Source organism: Occultella gossypii (assembly GCF_019947135.1).
Classification (GTDB): Bacteria; Actinomycetota; Actinomycetes; order Actinomycetales; family Beutenbergiaceae; genus Occultella; species Occultella gossypii.
In genome coordinates this window covers 229,600-247,149 of record NZ_JAGSHT010000002.1, presented here as the reverse complement: position 1 = coordinate 247,149, position 17,550 = coordinate 229,600, and the positions used below count along the sequence as shown (strand labels likewise).

The following is a 17,550-nucleotide window of genomic DNA, read 5'->3' as shown; positions in this document are numbered from 1 at the left end:
GACGGCGGAGCGTCAGTCGCCGGTGAGCGGGACCACGTGCGTGGCCGGCACGTGCACCCAGACGTGTGTGCCCTGGGTCAGATCGGGGGCGGACTCGGCGCGCAGGTCGGCGAGCAGCTCGACCCGTGCGCCCGAGGCGTCCGTGGCCGCGACGGTGACCAGCAGGTCCACGCCGCGGTAGGCCAGATCCAGGACCACCCCTGAAACGACCGAGCCGCCGGAGGCGGACGGCGCCTGCTCCCCCACGGTCAGCCAGAGGTGCTCCGGCCGGATCGTGGTGAGCTCGCCGCCCGGGTCGGTGAGGAAGTTCTCGTAACCGAGGAACTCCGCGACGAACCGGTTCGCGGGTGCGGGGAAGACCTCCTGTGGGGCCCCCTGCTGCTGGATCCGCCCGTCCTTCATCAGGACCATCTCGTCGCTCATCTCGAGCGCCTCGTCCTGGTCGTGCGTCACGAGCACCACCGCGAGGCCGGTCTCGGCCTGGATCCGGCGGATCTCCGCGCGCATCTGGATCCGCAGCCGCGCGTCGAGGTTGGACAACGGCTCGTCCAGGAGCAGCAGCTTGGGCCGGATCGCGATGGCCCGGGCCAGGGCGACCCGCTGCTGCTGTCCGCCGGAGAGCTTCTTCGGCTTGCTCGCCGACAGGTGCGCCAGCCCGACGAGTTCCAGCGACTCCGTGACCCGGCGGGCCCGCTCGGCCGCAGGCACCCGGCGCATCTTGAGCCCGAAGCCGACGTTCTCCGCGACGCTCATGTGCGGGAACAGCGCGTAGGACTGGAACACCATGCCCAGGTCCCGCTTCTCCGGCGGGGTGCGGGTGGAGTCCACCCCGGCGATGCTGATGGTGCCGTGCGTGGGGGCCAGGTACCCGGCCAGCATCCGCAGGCTGGTGGTCTTGCCGCAGCCGCTCGGGCCGAGCAGGGTGGTCAGCTTGCCGTCGGGGATGGTCAGGTCGATGTCGTCGACGGCGGTGAAGTCACCGAAGACCTGGCTCACCCCGCGGAACTGCGCTGCGTGGGTCATCTGTTGATGCCTCCAAAGACTCTGGCGAAGCCGACGGTGCGCTCGGCGATCACGGCAACCAGCACGGTGGCGGCGAGGATGAGCACGGAGATCGCGGCGACGATCGGGTCGTAGTTCTGCTGCACGTAATCGAGCATCACCACCGGCAGGGTGCGGAAGTCGCGGCTCTGCAGCAGCAGTGACAGCGGCACGTTGTTGAACGAGGTGATGAAGCTGAGCAGGGCCGCGGAGAACAGGCCCGGGCGCAGGAGCGGCAGGGTGATCGAGAAGAACGTCCGGCCGGCCGAGGCGCCGAGTCCGCGGGCGGCGTCCTCCACGGCGGGGTCGATCAGCGCCAGTGAGGCGCCGGTCACCCGGACCGCGTACGGGAACATCAGCACGGTGTGCCCGAACAGGAGAGTCTGGAAGTTGTCCAGACCGAAGCCGACCATGAGCTGCTGGTACAGGGCCAGGCCGACCACGAGCTCCGGCACGATCAGCGGGGACAGGAACAGGCCCTCGACCAGGGCCTTGCCGGGAAGCCTGCCGCGGTGGATCGCCAGCGCGACCGGCACGCCGAGCGCGAGTGCCAGGACCGCCGAGATCACCGCGAGGATCAGGCTGGAGACCAGCGAGCTCGTGAACGGGGTGTACGTCAGCGCCGCCTCGAACCACCGGAGCGAGAAGCCCTCCGGCGGGAACCGTAGCGTGGAGCCCGCCGTGAACGCGGTGACCACCACGAACAGGATGGGCACGAGCATCACGATGTAGCCGAGCACGGCCAGGCTCGCAGCGATCGGGTGGCGGGTCCTCATGAGGTCGCTCCACGGCGAGCGGCGAGACCGGACAGACCGGAGACGGCGAACACCAGCACCGTCATGATCAGTGCTGTCGCGCTGGCGGCGGCCCAGTCGATGGTGGTGGACGAGTACGTGTACAGCTGCGTGGAGAGCATCCGTTGCCGCGAGCCCCCGAGCAGATATGGCGTCGTGTAGGCCGTCACGGCGCCGGCGAACACCAGGGTCGCGGCCACCACGACGCCAGGTCCGGACAGCGGCACCACCACGGACCAGAACGTGCGGATCCGGTTCGCACCGAGGCCGCGGGCCGCCTCGTCCAGTCCGGCATCGACCTGGGCGAGCGCCGAGTACGAGGCCACGACGGCCAGCGGGAGGAAGATCTGGGTGAGGCCGAGCACGATCGCGAGCGGTGTGTACAGCAGTTGCGGCGCGCTGTCCGTGAGGCCGAGGCTCAACAGCAGCTGTGGAACGGCTCCCTGGGACCCGAGCACCACCAGCCAGCCGAACGTGCGCACCACCGAGGACAGCAGCAGTGGGAAGATCGCCAGCGCCAGCAGCACCCCGGCCCACCGGGACGTCGACCTGGAGAGCAGATAGGCGATCGGGTACCCGAGCCCGATACAGACCACGGTCACGATCAGGCCGAGCCCGAGGGTGCGCATCACGATGGCCTGGTCGTAAGGGTCGGTCAGCATCTGGCCGAGCCGATCGAAGACCTCGACCGGGCTGACGCCGGGCGGCGCGAAAAGCATGGCGACCGACGGGATCAGGAATCCGATCAGAAGCACGGCCAGGCCCGGCAGGACGAGCAGTGCGGTGCGGCCACGCATGAGCACTCCTCCCGTCGGCCACGGTCATCACAACCGGTTCCACAACCGGTTACATTGGGGAGTGTAAACGGGTGGATCCCCCGTTCGGCAACTTCGTCCGCAGATTGAACGTCAGAAGAACGGGAGGCATGGGGATGGCCACCCTCTCCGACGTCGCGGTCCGCGCGCAGGTGTCCAAGGCCACCGCCTCACGGGCGCTGAGCCGCCCCGAGCTCGTCGCCCCGGCCACCGTCGCCCGGGTTCGAGCCGCCGCGGCGGACCTCGACTTCGTGGCCAACCGGGCCGCGCGGCACCTCGCCCGTGGCCGGACGGGGATCCTCGGGTTGCTCGTCCCGACCCTCGGCAACGCGTTCTTCGCGCCGATCATCGGCGGCGCCCAGATCCGGGCGGAGGAGGCCGACCTCCAGCTCTCCGTCGCCGTCCTGCCCCTCGAGGACCCGGCGGAGCTCGGCAGGTTCGACCGGCTCGCGACCGGCGTGGACGGGTTCCTCGTGGTGGCACCGCGTGGGCCCGATTCGCTGGTTGCGGAGGCTGCCGCTCGCAAGCCGGTCATCCTGGTCGACCGGGAGGTGGACGGGCTCGGGTCCGTGGTGGCGGACACGGCCGGTGCGTTCGCCGAACTGCTGCGCGGCCTCGCCGCGGCGGGGCATCGCCGGATCCTCTACATCGGCGGCCCCGATCGTTCCTGGCAGAACGCCCAACGCACCGCCGCGCTGCACGCGGCAGCGACCGCCGTCGACGTCAGTCTCGCCGTGCTCGGCCCGTATCCGGCGACGTTCGATGCCGGCGCAGGTCTCGTCGATCGCGTTGCCTCCTCCGACGTGGACGCCGTCCTCCCCTATGCCAGCGACCTCGGCCTCGGCCTGCTCCTCGGCCTCATCGGCCGGGGCCTCGCCCGGGTGGGCGACGGGGCACCCACCGCCGGCGGCGACCGGTTGATCACGGTGGTCGGCGTACCCGGCACGCCCCGCGTGGACGTCGACGGCGAACGGCTGGGTGCGGCAGCCCTCGACCAGTTGATCTCGGCACCGGCGGGCGCGGCCGAGCCGACCCGAGCACGGCTGCACGTACCCGTCTCGTGGGCCGGCGAGCGGCCTCGACAGGCGCACTGACAGGCACCGATCTCCGCCCCCGTGGCTCGGCCACGCGGGTCCACAGGTGTGCCTGCTTGCGCATTCATCGTGGGTACGTTTAATCTGACTCCCAGACAACACTGATGTTGAATATATCTAGAGGAGCACTGTGGCTCACGCTGCCCTGACCGAGGCCACCGCACGGGTCCAGGAGATCATCGGCTCGGACGCGATCACCCGGATCTTCCGAGAAGCAATGTCCCGGACCCTGCGCGATGCGTTCGTCCATCCGGACGGCGAGGAGGTGTTCGTCCTCACCGGTGACATCCCGGCGATGTGGCTGCGCGACTCCGCCGCACAGGTACGCCCGTACCTGCCGCTCGCCGCCGACGACCCGGGCCTCGCAGACCTGCTCGTGTCCCTCGTCCGGCGCCAGGTCCAGGCAATCCTGCTCGACCCGTACGCGAACGCCTTCAACGCCCGGCCCGACGGCGCGGGGCACGCCGGCGACGAGACCGAGATGCACCCGGCCGTGTGGGAGCGCAAGTACGAGGTCGACTCGTTGTGCTTTCCGCTGCAGCTCGCCCACCAGGTCTGGCGGGTCACCGGGCGCACCGACCACCTGGACGCGGAGTTCGTCCGCGCGGCCGACCTGATCATCACCACCTGGCAGGTGGAGCAGGACCACGCCGCGCGCTCGCCGTACCGGTTCCAGCGCCACGACGGCCCGCCGACGGACACCCTCACCGATGGCGGCAAGGGCTCCCCGGTCGGGCGGACCGGAATGACCTGGAGCGCGTTCCGCCCGAGCGATGACGCGTGCGTCCTGCACTACAACGTGCCGGGCAACCTGTTCGCGATCCACGTCCTCGGCAACCTCGTGGAGCTGGCCACGGCGGTCCTGGACGATCCGGGCCTCGCGGAACGGGCCCGGGACCTGGCCGCCGGGCTCGACGCGGGCGTGCGCGCCTGGGGCATCGTCACCCATCCGGTCCACGGACGGATCTACGCCTACGAGGTCGACGGACTCGGCGGCGCGGTACTCATGGACGACGCGAACATGCCGAGCCTGCTCTCGCTGCCCCTCACCGGAGGCGACGCCATCGACGACGAGATCTACCGCAACACCCGCGCTTTCGTCCTCTCCCCCGACAACCCGACCTACACGAGGGGCACCCACGCCGTCGGGCTCGGCAGCCCGCACACCCCGCCCCGCCACGTCTGGCCGATCGCCCTCGCCGTCCAGGGCCTCACCACCGCCGACGCCACCGAGAAGCGGCAGATCCTCGACCTGCTCGCCCGGACCCATGCCGACACGTTCCGCATGCACGAGTCCTTCCACGTCGACGATCCGGCGACCTTCACCCGCGAGTGGTTCTCCTGGGCCGACTCGATGTTCTGTGAACTGGTGCTGGACGTGTGCGGCACCAGTGTGCAATCCACCCTCGATGAAGAGCAGGTGCCCACCTCATGACAACCATCCAACCCACCGCCGTCAGCGCCGATGCGATGGACGTGGCAACCGCCAGCGCCAAGACTCCGGCGCGGCGCCGGGACCGGCACTCGCGCCCGTTCCGCAAACCGCAGCCCCAGGAGATCTGGGGCTGGATCTTCGTCCTGGTGCCGATGCTCCTGTTCCTGACGTTCGTGATCATCCCCGTGGTGATGGCGGTCGTGCTGAGCTTCACCGACTACGCCGTCATCGGGGACGCCGCGTGGGTCGGGCTGGAGAACTACCGGCGCATCGCGGGCGACCCGATCTTCCTGCTCGCGCTGCGCAACACCGCGATCTACACCCTCATGTTCGTCCCTCTGGGCGTGGCCGTCTCGCTCGGCACGGCGCTGCTGCTGAACCGGAACAGCCGAGCCGTCAAGCTGTTCCGGACGTTCTTCTACATCCCGGTGGTCGCGTCCACGGTGGCGACCGCGACGATCTGGTACTGGCTGCTGAACCCGCAGTCGGGCCTGTTCAACATCGTCCTCGGCTGGTTCGGGATCAACGGGCCGGCCTGGCTCTACGACTCCAAATGGGCGATGACGGCGATCGTGCTGATGTCCGTCTGGTCCGGGTTCGGCACGAACATGCTGATCTACCTCGGCGGCCTGCAGGGCATCGCCCGCGAGCTGTACGAGGCGGTCCGGATCGACGGCGCGAACGCCTGGCAGACATTCCGGTACATCACGATCCCCGGGCTGTCCCGCACCACGTTCCTGATCTCGACGCTGCTGATCATCGGGGCGTTCCAGGTGTTCGACCAGGCCTATCTGCTCACGAAGGGCGGGCCCGGCAACTCCACGCTGACGGTCGTCTACTACATCTACAACCAGGGATTCGGCGGCCTGAAGATGGGCTACGCCTCGGCTCTGTCCTTCGTCCTGTTCCTGATCATCGCCGTGTTCTCGCTGATCAACTTCAAGCTCACGTCCAGGAGCCAGTCATGACCACCGCCGATCCCTACGTCCTGCGCCTGAAGCGTGCGAGCACACCACGCCAGAAGATCGGCACCACCGCCTGGTACATCGCGGTCATCGCAGTCTCGATCACCACGGTGTTCCCGCTGATCTGGACGATCGTCACCTCCCTGAAGCCCGAGGGCGAGATCCTGTCCTCCTCCCTGCAGATCTGGCCGGACCAGCCCACCCTCGAGAACTACGTGAAGGCGTGGACGTCGGTGCCGTTCGGGCGGTACTTCTTCAACTCCACGTTCCTGGCCGTGGCCGGCGTGGTGCTGAACATCTTCTTCGGCTCCCTCGCCGGGTACGCGTTCGCCCGGCTGCGGTTCCGCGGCAAGCGGGTCCTGTTCGGCACCCTGCTGTCCTCGTTGATGATCCCCGGGATCGTCACCATGGTGCCGACGTTCCTGGTGCTGCGCCGGTTCCCGTTCGCCGGTGGCAACGACCTCTTCGGCCAGGGCGGGATGGGCTTCATCAACTCGTACTGGGCGATCATCCTGCCCGGCGCCGCAGGTGCGTTCGCCGTGTTCTTCATGCGCCAGTTCTTCGCCTCCATGCCGGAGGAGCTTGCCGAGGCGGCCCGGATCGACGGCGCCTCCGAGTTCCGGATCTTCGCCCAGATCTACATGCCGCTGGCCAAGGCCGGCGCCGCGGTACTCGGCATCCTCACCTTCCAGGCCGGCTGGAACAGCTTCATGTGGCCGCTCATCGTGCTCAGCGACCGCGACATGCTGACCGTCCAGGTGGGCCTGGCCGCCTTCAAGACCGAACACACCACGGACTACGGGCCACTGATGGCCGGAACGGTCATCGTGAGCCTGCCGGTCCTCCTCATCTTCGTGCTCGCCCAGCGCTACATCATCGAGGGCGTCGCGCACGTCGGTTCCAAGTAACTCCCCCACCCAACAAAGGAGACAGTTCGTCATGTCGACGAAGACACGAACCTCAACATTCATGAAGATCTCAGCGGGACTCGCTGTCGGTGCGCTGGCCCTGGCCGCCTGTTCCTCGGGCGGCGAAGCCTCCGGCGACGACGGTGGCGACGGCGGTCAGGAGGTCACCTTCTGGGGCAACTGGACCGGCGAGCAGGCCACACAGATCGAGACCCAGGTCGAGGCGTTCAACGCCAGCCAGGACGAATACGTCGTCACGTACCAGCCGCAGGAGGAGGTCGAGGCCAAGCTCCTCACGGCGATCGCCGGCGGCGGCGTGCCGGACGTGGTGCTCTGGGACCGGTTCGCGACCAGCGTCTACGCGAGCAAGGGTGCGCTGATGTCGCTCGAGGACCTCATCGCCTCCGACTCCGTGGACACCTCCATGTTCTACGAGGCCGCCCTGAACGAGCTCACCTACGACGGCACCGTCTACGGGATCCCGCTCACGGTCGACAACCGGTCGCTGTTCTACAACGTGGACCTGCTCACCGAGGCCGGCCTGGAACCGCCCACGAACTGGGCCGAGCTCGCCGACGCGGCCGAGGCACTGACCGTGCGCGAGGGTGGCACCCTGACCCGGTCCGGCTTCGCGCTCTCCGACGTCGGCCTGTTCAGCATGTGGCTCGGACAGGCCGGCGGCCAGATGGTCTCCGACGACGGCCAGGCGGCCTTCAACACCCCGGAGGGCCTCGCCGTCCTCGAGGAGTGGGACGACCTGATGAACAACCGCGGCGTGTACGACCTCGGCTTCGCGGAGGGCACCGACGGGTTCGCCGAGGGCACCGTGGCGATGGCCTACAACGGTCCATGGACCCTCGCGACGTATGACGCGATCGAGGACCTCAACTACGGGATCGTCGCTGCGCCCGCGGGCCCGAACGGCGACCAGGCCTCCGGCCTCGGCGGCTTCGGCATGATCATCCCCGAGGGCGCCCCGAACGTCGAGGGTGCCTGGGAGTTCATCAAGTGGTGGACCACGCAGCCCGAGAACGGTGTGGCCTTCGCCGAGCTGAGCGGCAACATGCCCGCCAACCTCGAGGCGGCCGAGGACCCGTTCTTCACGGAGAACGAGGCCTACTCCGCGCTGCTGGAGACGATGGAGTTCGCGACCGCACGGCCCACGATCCCGGGCTACTCCGATGCCGAGGGGCAGGGGCTCATCCCCGAGCTCCAGCGCTTCATGGCCGGCGAGATCAGCGCCCAGGAGGCCCTCGACAACGCCGAGGAGTCCTTCAACCGGATCCTGGCCGAGAACGCCTGATCGATGACGCACACCGACTGGTCCGACCGAGCGGACCTCGCCCACCGCAGCCTCGCGGTGCTCTACGGCGCTCCCGTGCCGCAGCTGTTGAACAACGCCCATCCCGTCGATGAGAACGCCACGTTCAACTACTGGTGGCTCGCACACGCGATGGACGTCGCGATCGACGGCTGGGAACGTACCGACGATCCGGCCCACCTGCGCACCGCCGTCGAGATCTTCGAGAACATCGTCGCCCGCAACTCCGGCAGCCTGTTCAACGACTACTTCGACGACATGCTCTGGCTCGCCCTCGCCCTGGAGCGACTGTCCCGCGCTCCGGGCCACGAGGAGTACCTCGAGCCGGCGCGGGTGATCTGGCAGCACTGCCTCGACGGCGGCTGGAACGAGGTGATGGGCGGCGGGATCGCCTGGCGCAAGTCGCAGACGTACTACAAGAACACGCCGGCGAACGGGCCGTTCATCATCCTCGGCGCCAGGCTGGCGTCCAGGTTCGGCAGTGACGGTTCCGGCGAGCCGTACCTGACCTGGGCCCGGCGGACGATGGACTGGCTCACCGAGCACCTGGTCCGCGCGGACGGCACCGTGGAGGACGGCGTGAACCGTGAGGATGACGCCCATGTCGACACGGACTGGCGTTACACCTACAACTACGGCCTGTACATCGGTGCCTGCGTCGAGCTGTTCGCGCACGACGGCGACCCGGCCTGGTTGGACCGGGCGCAGCTCAGCGCGCGTCGGGCCGTGGAGCTCCTCGCCACGGACGGCGTGTTCCCGGAGACGGGTGGCGGTGACGTGGGACTCTTCAAGGGCATCTTCTACCGGTACCTGGATCTGCTCCTGGACCTGCGCCCGTCGCCGGACCTGGTCGCGTTCGTGCGGTCCGGGACGGACCGGCTCTGGGACGTGAACAGTGTCGAGGCTGCCGACGATGCCGACGGCGTGCTCTGGGCGGGCGACGACTGGCGGTCGCCTGCGACGGAGCCGACGTCCATGTCAACGCAGCTCTCGGCCGTCATGGCGACCGAGACACGTGCCCGGATCGAGGCTCGTGAGCTCGCGCGGACACCGGCCTGAGTTCCGCCCGGTGCCAGCGACCCGACCGGCGCTCACCCGCCGTCGGGCGTTGGCACTGGGCGGTGCCGGCGCGTTGGGCGCCACTCTGCTGGCCGCCTGTGGGCCGGCTCAGAGCCCGCCGCCCAAGGTGGTCGCCGCGATCCCGCCAGCCGACCCGCAGCGTGCGGCGGCCTTGCGGGCCGCGGTGGCCCAGGCGAGCCTCGCCGAGCACTTCGGTGCGCCGTCGCCGCAGCTGCTGCACTACGCCCACCCGGTGGACCCGGCGGCGGACGCGCCGTTCCACTACTGGTGGAACGCCCACGCCATCGACGCGGCCGTGGACGCCTGGGAGCGCACCGCGGCTGCCGTCGATCTGGACCGTGCGCAGGAACTGCGGGAGAACCTGACCCTGCGCAACGGCGACGACCTGTTCAACGACTTCTTCGACGACATGGGCTGGTTCGCGCTGGCCCTGTTGCGGCTCGCCGACGCTGCCGGCGACGACAGTGCACTCGAGGACGCGATCGCCCTGCACGACCACATCTGGGATCTCGGCTGGAGCACCCAGGGCGGCGGGATCGTCTGGCAGAGGGGGCAGTACCACTACAAGAACACGCCCGCGAACGGCCCGTTCGTGATCGCCGGCCACCGGCTGCACCGGACCACGGGCGAGGCCCGGTTCCTCGACCGGGCCCGGGCGTCGCTGCAGTGGTGGGAGGACACCCTGGTCGAGCCGGACGGCTTCGTCCAGGACGGCATCAACCGCAACCGGGACGGCGCCATCGACACCGACTGGCGGTTCACCTACAACCAGGGCCTGTACGTGGGGGCCTGCGTCGAGGAGTTCCGGACCGGCGGCGACCCGGCGTGGCTGGACCGGGCCGCCATGACGATCGACGTGAGTCTGGCCGAACTGACGGACGGACCGGTCTTCACCCCAGACGGCGACGGTGGCGACGCCGGCCTGTTCGCGGGGATCTTCTACCGGTACGCCGGTCAATTCCTCGCCGAGGCCGAGCACACCGCGCTCACTGAATTCATCGTGACCAGCACGGACGCCCTGTTCGAGAACCAGTACCGCGGTGACGGCACGCTCGTGGCCGGGGACGACTGGTCCGCGCCCGCCCCGGCGCGCACCGACCTGTCCACCCAGCTCACGGCGGTGATGGCGACCGAGGTCGCGGCGGCGCAGTACCGGACCTGACCTTTTTAGGACCTGCCGGGCGCGGCGTTCGCGCCCTCCCGCTCGGGCCGTTGCTGGGGCCCCGCTCAGCGGCGAGGTGGCGCGCTGGTCTCGCCGACCACGAGCTCGGTGGGCAGCACCTGCTTGGCGACCCGGCCACGCTCGCTCAGTTGGGCCAGGACCGACTCAAGGGTCGCCCGTCCGAGCGCGTGCTCATGCTGGTCGATGTGTGTGAACCGCCGGACCTCGTCGTCGAACACGTGCTGCGGCGCATCGAACGAGACGACCGAGACGTCGCTGGGCACTTCGAGCCCGAGCTCGTGCAACGCCCGGACCAGGAGCAGCCCGACGGCGTGCTCCGAGGCCACGAATCCGGTGAGGTGGGAGTTCGTGGTCAGGAACTCCTTGAGGCTGGCGAGGTCGTCGGCGACGCTCACCTCGTGGTCGGGCACCACCGAGGACACCTTCCGGTACTCGTGGGCCGACGTGAATGCGAGGCCGTGCTCGGCGTGCGCGTAGACGAATCCACGGTGCCGGTCGTCGAGGGTGGACACGGTCCCGGATGACGTGACCAGGCCGATGTTGCGGTGCCCGAGCCCGAACAGGTGCTCCGCCGCAGCCCGGCCGGAAGCCACGTTGTCCGAACACACGGTCGAGACCGGGAGCCCGTCGAGATTACGGTCGAAGATCACGAGCGGGAGTTGGGTCGAGACCAGGTCGAGGATCGCCGGCGCGATCCACTCCGAGGACCCGGGTTGCAGGATCAGCCCGTCCACACCGAGGTCGCGGTACTGGGCCAGGAGTCCCTGCTCCCGGTCGTGGAAACCCTCGGTGCGGCCGAGCACCACGTTGGCCCGGCCCAGGCTGGCATCGAGGATGCCCCAGAGCACCCGGGTGCCGAAGCTGTCGTCGAAGCTGGTCAGGACGCAACCGATGGTGGGCAGCGTGCTCGTCGAACGGGCGGCTCCCAGGCCGGCCGTTCGCGAGATCACCTCGGAGCCGAGGCGGGGTCGCCGCTTGATGTACCCGGCCCGGTCGAGCATGTCGAGGGCGTGCTTGATCGTGATCGTCGAGACACCGAACTCTTCCGCGAGCTGGCTCTGGGTGGGCAGGCGCTCCCCCACCGCGATCGAGCCCGATTCGATCCGCTCCTTCAAGGTGGAGAAGACCCGGGCGTACAGCGCGTCGTTCATCGTTATCCTTTGGGATGAATGAATATGCCCAGAGCCTAGCGCAGCAGAACCCGAATCGTGCGCACCAGCGCGCGGTGGCGGTTCACGGGATGTTCAGCCGGCACCGGGTCAGCCGCCCGGGCGAACCAGCCCCGACTCGTACGCCAGCACTACCAGCTGGGCACGGTCGCGGGCGTGCGTCTTCGCGAGCAGCCGGGACACGTACGTGCGCGCGGTCGCGGGGCTGATCACGAGCCGGTCGGCGATATGGGCGTTGTCGAGCCCCTTCCCGATCAGTGTGAGCACTTCGCGCTCACGCTCGGTCAGGGTCGACGAGGCCGGGTGGTCATCCGGATCGGGAGTCGACCCGCCCGCGACGGCAGCCGCGACCACCCGGCGCGTCACCGCGGGAGCCAGCAGCGCACCGCCGTCGGCCACGGTGCGCACGGCGGCACGCAGTTCCTCGGGACGTGCGTCCTTCATGAGGAAGCCCGCGGCGCCTGCGCGGAGGGCGTCGAAGACGTGCGCGTCGGTGTCGAAGGTCGTCAGGACGAGCACACGTACAGCGCCGAGCGCCGGGTCCGCCACGATGCGGCGGGTCGCCTCGATGCCGTCGATGCCAGGCATCCTGATGTCCATGAGCACCACGTCGGGCACGAGTACGCGGGCCTGCTCGACGGCGGCCAGGCCGTCGGGCACGTCGCCCACCACCTCGATGTCCTCGGTGCGGGCGAGCAGAGCTCGCAGACCGGCACGGATCAGGTCCTGGTCATCCGCGACGAGCAGCCTGATCATGTGGGGATCCTCGCGCACACGCTGAAGCCGGGCCCCTCGGCACGCCGGCCGGTGCGCACGGAGCCGCCGAGGAGGTGCACACGCTCGGCCATGCCACGCAGGCCGTTGCCTTCGTTGCTGGTGCCGGGACCGCGACCGTCGTCGTCCACACGGACCACCAGCGCGCCGGGCTCGGCACAGACCCGAACCCACGCGTGGTCCGCGCGCGCGTGCCGAAGCGCATTGGTGAGCCCTTCCTGGACCACGCGGTACGCCGTCAGGCCCGCTGCGGACGTCACGGCCGCGGGGTCCACCTCGATACTCTGGGTGACCTCGAGTCCAGCCGTGCGAGCCCGGTCCACCACGTCGCCGATCGCGCGGAGCCCGCGAACGGGCTCGAGCGACGCTGCGGTGTCTCCGCGAAGGACCTGCACGGTGCCGCGGAGGTCGCGCATCGCGGCGCCGCTCGCCTCCTGGATGGCGCGGGTCGCCTCCAGCGCCTCCTCGGGGTCGCCCGCGAGCAGCGCCTCCTCCGCGACCGAGGCGTGCAGTGACACCACCGACACGGTGTGGCCGAGGACGTCGTGCAGGTCACGCGCCAGTAGCACCCGCTCGTCCGCGAGCCGCTGCGCCGAGCTCTGCTCGGCCTCGCGCCGCACCGCGGCGACCGTGCGATGCTGCTCCGCGCGGAGCTCGCGACGGCTGCGCACCGCATCACCGAGCGCGATCGCACCGCAGAACACCGCCACCGTGGTGGGCAACTCGAGCGCGACGAGCCGCAACGTGTCCTGGCCGAGCTGCACCCGTGAGCCGTACGCGACGAACGTGACCACCGCGGCCCAGAGGGCGGCGAGTCTCCACCTGCCGGCGCAGGCGACCGTGTAGATCGGGACCACCAGCGGCAGCTCGAAACCCACCGTCTGGTAACCCGATGCGTAGTAGCCGAAGAACGCGGTCGTGCAGACCGCCAGCACGGCCACGGGCCACTGCTGCCGGTAGAAAGTCGCGACCGCGATCACCACGAGCAGGCCGAAACCGAGCAGGTCGAGTGGCCGGTCGTCGGCACCGGGTTGGCGCGCGACGATCGCAAGGATCAGCACCCCCAGCACCAGGGCTGCGATCACACCGTCGAGGGACCGGCGCACGCGGGTCATCCGTCAAGGGTAGGCAAGGCCCTCGCCCGGGACAGTCGTTCAGAGACGACATCTCGCTCGCTCGGTGTCACCCAGGGGCGGCACGCAGATGCCTACCGGGGTCCGATGCGCTGCCACTGCTCCGTCCTTAGCGTCGATGCCATGACGACGTACCCGCCCACCCCGGCCCCGGCTCCCCCACGGGCAACGGTCTCCGACGCCACCACGACGGCCCTATGGATCCTGCGGATCCTCACCGGGATCCAGGCGATCATGCTCCTCGCGCAGCCGGTCTTCGCCGGCCGGTTCCTCGACGGCGACTACCCCGCCCTCTCGACCCACGGCAGCAACGGCCTCGCTCTGACGGCGCTGGCATGGCTGGTGGTCCTCGCGGCTGTGCTGGCGTGGCGGCCCGGGCGGCTGCCGGCCTGGCCGATCGCGTTGGCGTGCGTGTGCTCGTTCGGGTTCCCGGTCCAGCTCGGCATGGGCTACTCCCGCCATCTCGCGGTGCACCTGACGCTCGGCGTCGGTCTGGTCGCGACCGGTCTGGCACTCGCGATCTGGGCGTGGTGGCCGGGGCGGGCTCGGCGCTCGTACCGGGCGCGGCGACCCCGGCCGATGGTCGACGGCGGAGCTCGGGTCCGATGACTGCGTCGCGTCGAGCGTTCCTCGGGTTGGCAGGGGGCGTGGCCGCCACCGCGGTGCTCGCCGGGTGCGGTGGCAACTGGTTCACCGCGGGCAGCGGGACCGGGTCGCAGGGGGCGCTGTTGGCCAGCCGGGTGCCGCTGCCCGAGCCCTACCGGATACCGCTCCCGGTCCCGCCGAACCTGACCCCGACGAACGGGACGATCGAGCTGACCGCCCGGCGTGCCGCCGTCGAGATCCTGCCTGGCCGGACCACCGAGATCCTCGGGTACGACGGCGTGTTCCCGGGCCCGACGATCCGAGCCCGGTCCGGCGAAGGGCTGCGGCTGCAGCTTCGCAACGACACCGCGATCGATACGGTGCTGCACCTTCACGGTGGGCGCACGCCCGCCGAGCATGACGGGTATCCGACGGACTTCGTGACACCGAGGGCCGAGCGGACGTATTCCTACCCCCTGCGCCAGCGCGCGGCGCCGCTCTGGTATCACGACCACGCGATGGACTTCACGGGCCCGAACGTCTACGCGGGGTTGGCCGGGATGGCGATCATCGGTTCCGATGAGGAGGAGGCGCTAGGTCTACCGAGCGGTGACCGGGATGTGCCGCTCGTGATCGTGGACCGCTCGTTCGACGGCGATGGTGCGTTCGCCTACCCGCTCGCCGATCCCGCACGGACGCGGCCGGGCGTGACGATGAGGTATCACGGCGGCGTGCTGGGTGACTGTGTGCTGGTCAACGGTGCACCGTGGCCGGTGCTGGAGGTTGATGCCGCGCGGTATCGGTTCCGGATCCTGAACGCCTCGAACGCCCGGCGTTTCGACCTGCGCCTGGACCATGGCGTGCGGTTCACCCAGGTGGGCACCGACGGCGGGCTGCTCGAGCGGCCGGTCGCGCGCGACGCGATCGCGATGGCCGCCGCCGAGCGGGCCGACGTGGTGATCGACTTCTCGAGCGTGCCCGTGGGTACCGGCGTGACGATGACGAACGGGCTCGACGACGGCGGGCCGGGTCAGGTGATGCGGTTCCAAGTGGCGCGGAAGGTGGCCTCGGACGACACGCGGGTGCCGGACGAGTTGTCGCTGATCGAGGAGCTGGACGAGACGGCAGTCGACGTGACCCGCGACCTGCACTTCGGGCTCGGTGCCCACGGGGGCGGACATCACGGCGGTACGGATTGGAATGTGAACGGGGTGACGTTCCGTGACGGCGACCTGTTCACCGCCGAGCTCGGGACGTTGGAGCGGTGGCGGCTGAGCAGCGACGTGCATCACCCCGTCCACGCGCACCTGGTCGGGTTCCAGGTGGAGGCGCCCGGCGGTGCGGGACTCGCCTGGAAGGACACCATCGACCTCCGGCCCGGCGGCTCGGCGCAGGTGCTGGTTCCGATCGAGGGTTACGCCGGCCGGTACGTCCTCCACTGTCACAACCTCGAGCACGAGGACATGATGATGATGGTCAACTTCAGCGTGGTGTAGCGCGCGTCGCGGCGGACGGGCCGGTGCGCCGGTCGACGAACGCGACGTCCCCGATCACCGACCCGAGCTCCTCGACGAACCGGGGCAGGCTCGGCTCGGCGAGGTCGCCACGATCGTCGAACGTGCTCGCCATGAAGGCGCGGAGGTCGGCGAGGTCTGCTGCGTCGGGAACGCCCCGGAACGTGCGCTCGAGGAGCGTCCCGTACTCGGTGTGGTCATGGCCCGGCGCGAGCACGAGGTCGGGCATCGCACGCTCGAGTTCGCGGATGCGACCGATGGATTCCAGCTGGAGGCGCTGCGACCGCTTGCCCAGCATGATCGGCCGCAGCTGGTCGCTCGCGAGGTGCCGGACCGTGTAGAGGGTGTCGCCGACGCAGAGCAGCCGCCAGCCCGCACCGGTCACGAGGACGCCGAGGTGCCCGGGGGCATGGCCGGGCGTGGGGAGCAGGACCACGGAACCGTCGCCGAACAGGTCCTGGCTGGCCGCGAACGGTCCGTACGGCCCCGAGTCGAAGTCGACCAGCTCGGGATCGATGGCGAGACCCTTCAGGGACGGGGTCCTGCGGAACGGGAAGATCCCGAGGTTGCGTGCGCGCCAGTGTTCCCTGGAGACGACCATCCGGGATCCGAGGAGGTCCCGGACCCCGCCGAGGTGGTCCTCGTGCAGGTGCGTCAGGATCACCATATCGATGTCGGCCGGCGTCAGGTTCAGGTCCGCGAGCCGGTTGACGAGTTCCTCGCCCTGGTCGAGTTCGTACTCGTCCTCGTCGAAGGCGGCGCGCAGCAGCGGCCCGTCGTAGTACTCGCGATGACGGTGGGCCTGGTCGGCGTTGATCCCGGTGTCGATGAGGATCCGGCCATGGTCGGGATGCTCGACCAGGAACGCGAAGATGGGGACGCGGATGTAGTGCGACTTGTCGCGCAGGAAGCTCGCGACGGCGCGCATGCCGAGCCACTCGCCGTCGGTGCCCCCGTAGAACTGCCCGTAGGGAACCTTCGTCGCTCCGAGGCGGAGCACGTGTACCGCGGTCATATCCGTCACTTCCTCTCCTGCGCGAGCCTGCTCGATGCCGAGTCCGCCCACGCGTCGATGTCCTGCCTGGTGATGAAGTCGAGCGTCCCGGGCTCGAGCCCGAGCACGCGATGCAGTGCCCCGACGTGCGCGCTGACGATGCGGTGCAGGTGCGCCGGCCCGCCGCTCCCCTGCGCGATGGCCAGGATCGAGCGGCCGGCCCGGTCGGCGAGGTCCTGGACCAGGGTGATCACGATGTCGGCGAGGGTGACCGGATCGTCCTGCACCATCGTGCCCTCGCGTCCGGCGTCCTCGAGCAGCCGCGCGATCAGCGGTGCGATGCGAGTCGCGGCGTCCTGGCGCAGGCGCACCGCTACGACCGCGTTCCCGTCGGCGAAGACCGGGGCGGCCGCCTCGACCAGGAAGGCCCGATCCGCCGTCTTCGCGCCGGAGAGCGTCGTCAGAAGGGCGCGCAGGCGAGCCAGTGCGGGCGCCTCGGTGGCCACGATCGGTTCCAGGACGGCCTCCCAGGCTCCGAGACGGCGCTCGAGCAGCGCCGAGAGCACGTCCGCCTTCGCCTGGAAGTAGTGGTAGAACGCGCCCTTGGAGATGCCGGCGGCGGCCAGGATGTCCGCGATCGTGACCTGGTCGTAGCCCTTGCTCACGATCAGTTCCTCGAGCACGTCGAGGATCGCCTCGCGCTTGCGGTGATACGCGTCCGGGTCGAGCGTGCGTGCCATCTGTC

The 17,550-nt window shown here is 69.7% G+C and carries 17 protein-coding genes; 9 read left to right on the top strand and 8 right to left on the bottom strand.

The window, feature by feature from the left end:
• Positions 1–12: 12 nt before the first annotated feature.
• From KCQ71_RS02230 to KCQ71_RS02220, 3 genes are read right to left on the bottom strand one after another with little or no spacing between them, the layout of a single operon-like run.
• Positions 13–1,023 (bottom strand): ABC transporter ATP-binding protein, encoded by a 1,011-nt coding sequence (locus KCQ71_RS02230; protein WP_223402381.1) that lies wholly within the window; start codon positions 1,021–1,023, stop codon positions 13–15.
• Positions 1,020–1,817, bottom strand: a complete 798-nt coding sequence (locus KCQ71_RS02225) for an ABC transporter permease (RefSeq protein ID WP_223402379.1) — start codon at positions 1,815–1,817, stop codon at positions 1,020–1,022. The genes KCQ71_RS02230 and KCQ71_RS02225 overlap by 4 nt, the downstream gene beginning before the upstream one ends.
• Positions 1,814–2,632, bottom strand: a complete 819-nt coding sequence (locus KCQ71_RS02220; protein WP_223402377.1) for an ABC transporter permease — start codon at positions 2,630–2,632, stop codon at positions 1,814–1,816. The genes KCQ71_RS02225 and KCQ71_RS02220 overlap by 4 nt, the downstream gene beginning before the upstream one ends.
• A 134-nt stretch (positions 2,633–2,766) precedes the next feature.
• Between KCQ71_RS02220 and KCQ71_RS02215 the strand changes: the two genes are divergently transcribed.
• The 7 genes from KCQ71_RS02215 (at position 2,767) to KCQ71_RS02185 (ending at position 10,615) form a co-directional block, all read left to right on the top strand.
• Positions 2,767–3,744, top strand: a complete 978-nt coding sequence (locus KCQ71_RS02215; RefSeq protein ID WP_223402376.1) for a LacI family DNA-binding transcriptional regulator — start codon at positions 2,767–2,769, stop codon at positions 3,742–3,744.
• A gap of 130 nt (positions 3,745–3,874) precedes the next feature.
• Entirely contained in the window at positions 3,875–5,179 is a 1,305-nt protein-coding gene (locus KCQ71_RS02210) for a glycoside hydrolase family 125 protein (RefSeq protein ID WP_223402374.1), read from the top strand.
• Positions 5,176–6,147 carry a carbohydrate ABC transporter permease gene (locus KCQ71_RS02205; RefSeq protein ID WP_223402372.1) on the top strand — a complete coding sequence of 324 codons (972 nt, stop codon included), beginning with the start codon at positions 5,176–5,178 and terminating at the stop codon, positions 6,145–6,147. Before KCQ71_RS02210 ends, KCQ71_RS02205 begins: the two co-directional genes overlap by 4 nt.
• Positions 6,144–7,052, top strand: coding sequence for a carbohydrate ABC transporter permease (locus tag KCQ71_RS02200; protein WP_223402370.1), 909 nt, complete (start codon positions 6,144–6,146; stop codon positions 7,050–7,052). The genes KCQ71_RS02205 and KCQ71_RS02200 overlap by 4 nt, the downstream gene beginning before the upstream one ends.
• 31 nt (positions 7,053–7,083) lie before the next feature.
• Positions 7,084–8,355: an ABC transporter substrate-binding protein gene (locus KCQ71_RS02195; RefSeq protein WP_223402368.1), complete on the top strand. Its 1,272-nt coding sequence runs from the start codon at positions 7,084–7,086 to the stop codon at positions 8,353–8,355.
• 3 nt (positions 8,356–8,358) lie between these two features.
• Complete coding sequence (locus tag KCQ71_RS02190; RefSeq protein ID WP_223402366.1) at positions 8,359–9,432, top strand: glycoside hydrolase family 76 protein; 1,074 nt, start codon at positions 8,359–8,361, stop codon at positions 9,430–9,432.
• Positions 9,433–9,442: 10 nt separating this feature from the next.
• Complete coding sequence (locus KCQ71_RS02185; RefSeq protein WP_223402364.1) at positions 9,443–10,615, top strand: glycoside hydrolase family 76 protein; 1,173 nt, start codon at positions 9,443–9,445, stop codon at positions 10,613–10,615.
• 65 nt (positions 10,616–10,680) lie between these two features.
• Here KCQ71_RS02185 and KCQ71_RS02180 read toward each other — a convergent pair whose 3' ends face one another.
• The 3 genes from KCQ71_RS02180 to KCQ71_RS02170 all read right to left on the bottom strand — a co-directional run bounded on the left by KCQ71_RS02180 (position 10,681) and on the right by KCQ71_RS02170 (position 13,694).
• Positions 10,681–11,787 (bottom strand): LacI family DNA-binding transcriptional regulator, encoded by a 1,107-nt coding sequence (locus KCQ71_RS02180; RefSeq protein ID WP_223402362.1) that lies wholly within the window; start codon positions 11,785–11,787, stop codon positions 10,681–10,683.
• 108 nt (positions 11,788–11,895) lie between these two features.
• Entirely contained in the window at positions 11,896–12,561 is a 666-nt protein-coding gene (locus KCQ71_RS02175; protein ID WP_223402360.1) for a response regulator transcription factor, read from the bottom strand.
• On the bottom strand, positions 12,558–13,694 hold the full coding sequence (locus KCQ71_RS02170; RefSeq protein WP_223402358.1) for a sensor histidine kinase: 1,137 nt from the start codon (positions 13,692–13,694) through the stop codon (positions 12,558–12,560). Before KCQ71_RS02170 ends, KCQ71_RS02175 begins: the two co-directional genes overlap by 4 nt.
• 141 nt (positions 13,695–13,835) lie before the next feature.
• Between KCQ71_RS02170 and KCQ71_RS02165 the strand changes: the two genes are divergently transcribed.
• Together KCQ71_RS02165 and KCQ71_RS02160 are read left to right on the top strand one after the other, a co-directional pair.
• Positions 13,836–14,321, top strand: a complete 486-nt coding sequence (locus KCQ71_RS02165; RefSeq protein WP_223402356.1) for a hypothetical protein — start codon at positions 13,836–13,838, stop codon at positions 14,319–14,321.
• A complete protein-coding gene (locus tag KCQ71_RS02160; protein WP_223402354.1) occupies positions 14,318–15,793 on the top strand; it encodes a multicopper oxidase family protein in 1,476 nt (491 codons plus the stop codon). Before KCQ71_RS02165 ends, KCQ71_RS02160 begins: the two co-directional genes overlap by 4 nt.
• Here KCQ71_RS02160 and KCQ71_RS02155 read toward each other — a convergent pair.
• A complete protein-coding gene (locus KCQ71_RS02155; protein ID WP_223402352.1) occupies positions 15,780–16,826 on the bottom strand; it encodes an N-acyl homoserine lactonase family protein in 1,047 nt (348 codons plus the stop codon). The genes KCQ71_RS02160 and KCQ71_RS02155 overlap by 14 nt on opposite strands.
• 5 nt (positions 16,827–16,831) lie before the next feature.
• Complete coding sequence (locus tag KCQ71_RS02150) at positions 16,832–17,545, bottom strand: TetR/AcrR family transcriptional regulator (RefSeq protein ID WP_223402350.1); 714 nt, start codon at positions 17,543–17,545, stop codon at positions 16,832–16,834.
• Positions 17,546–17,550 lie beyond the last annotated feature (5 nt).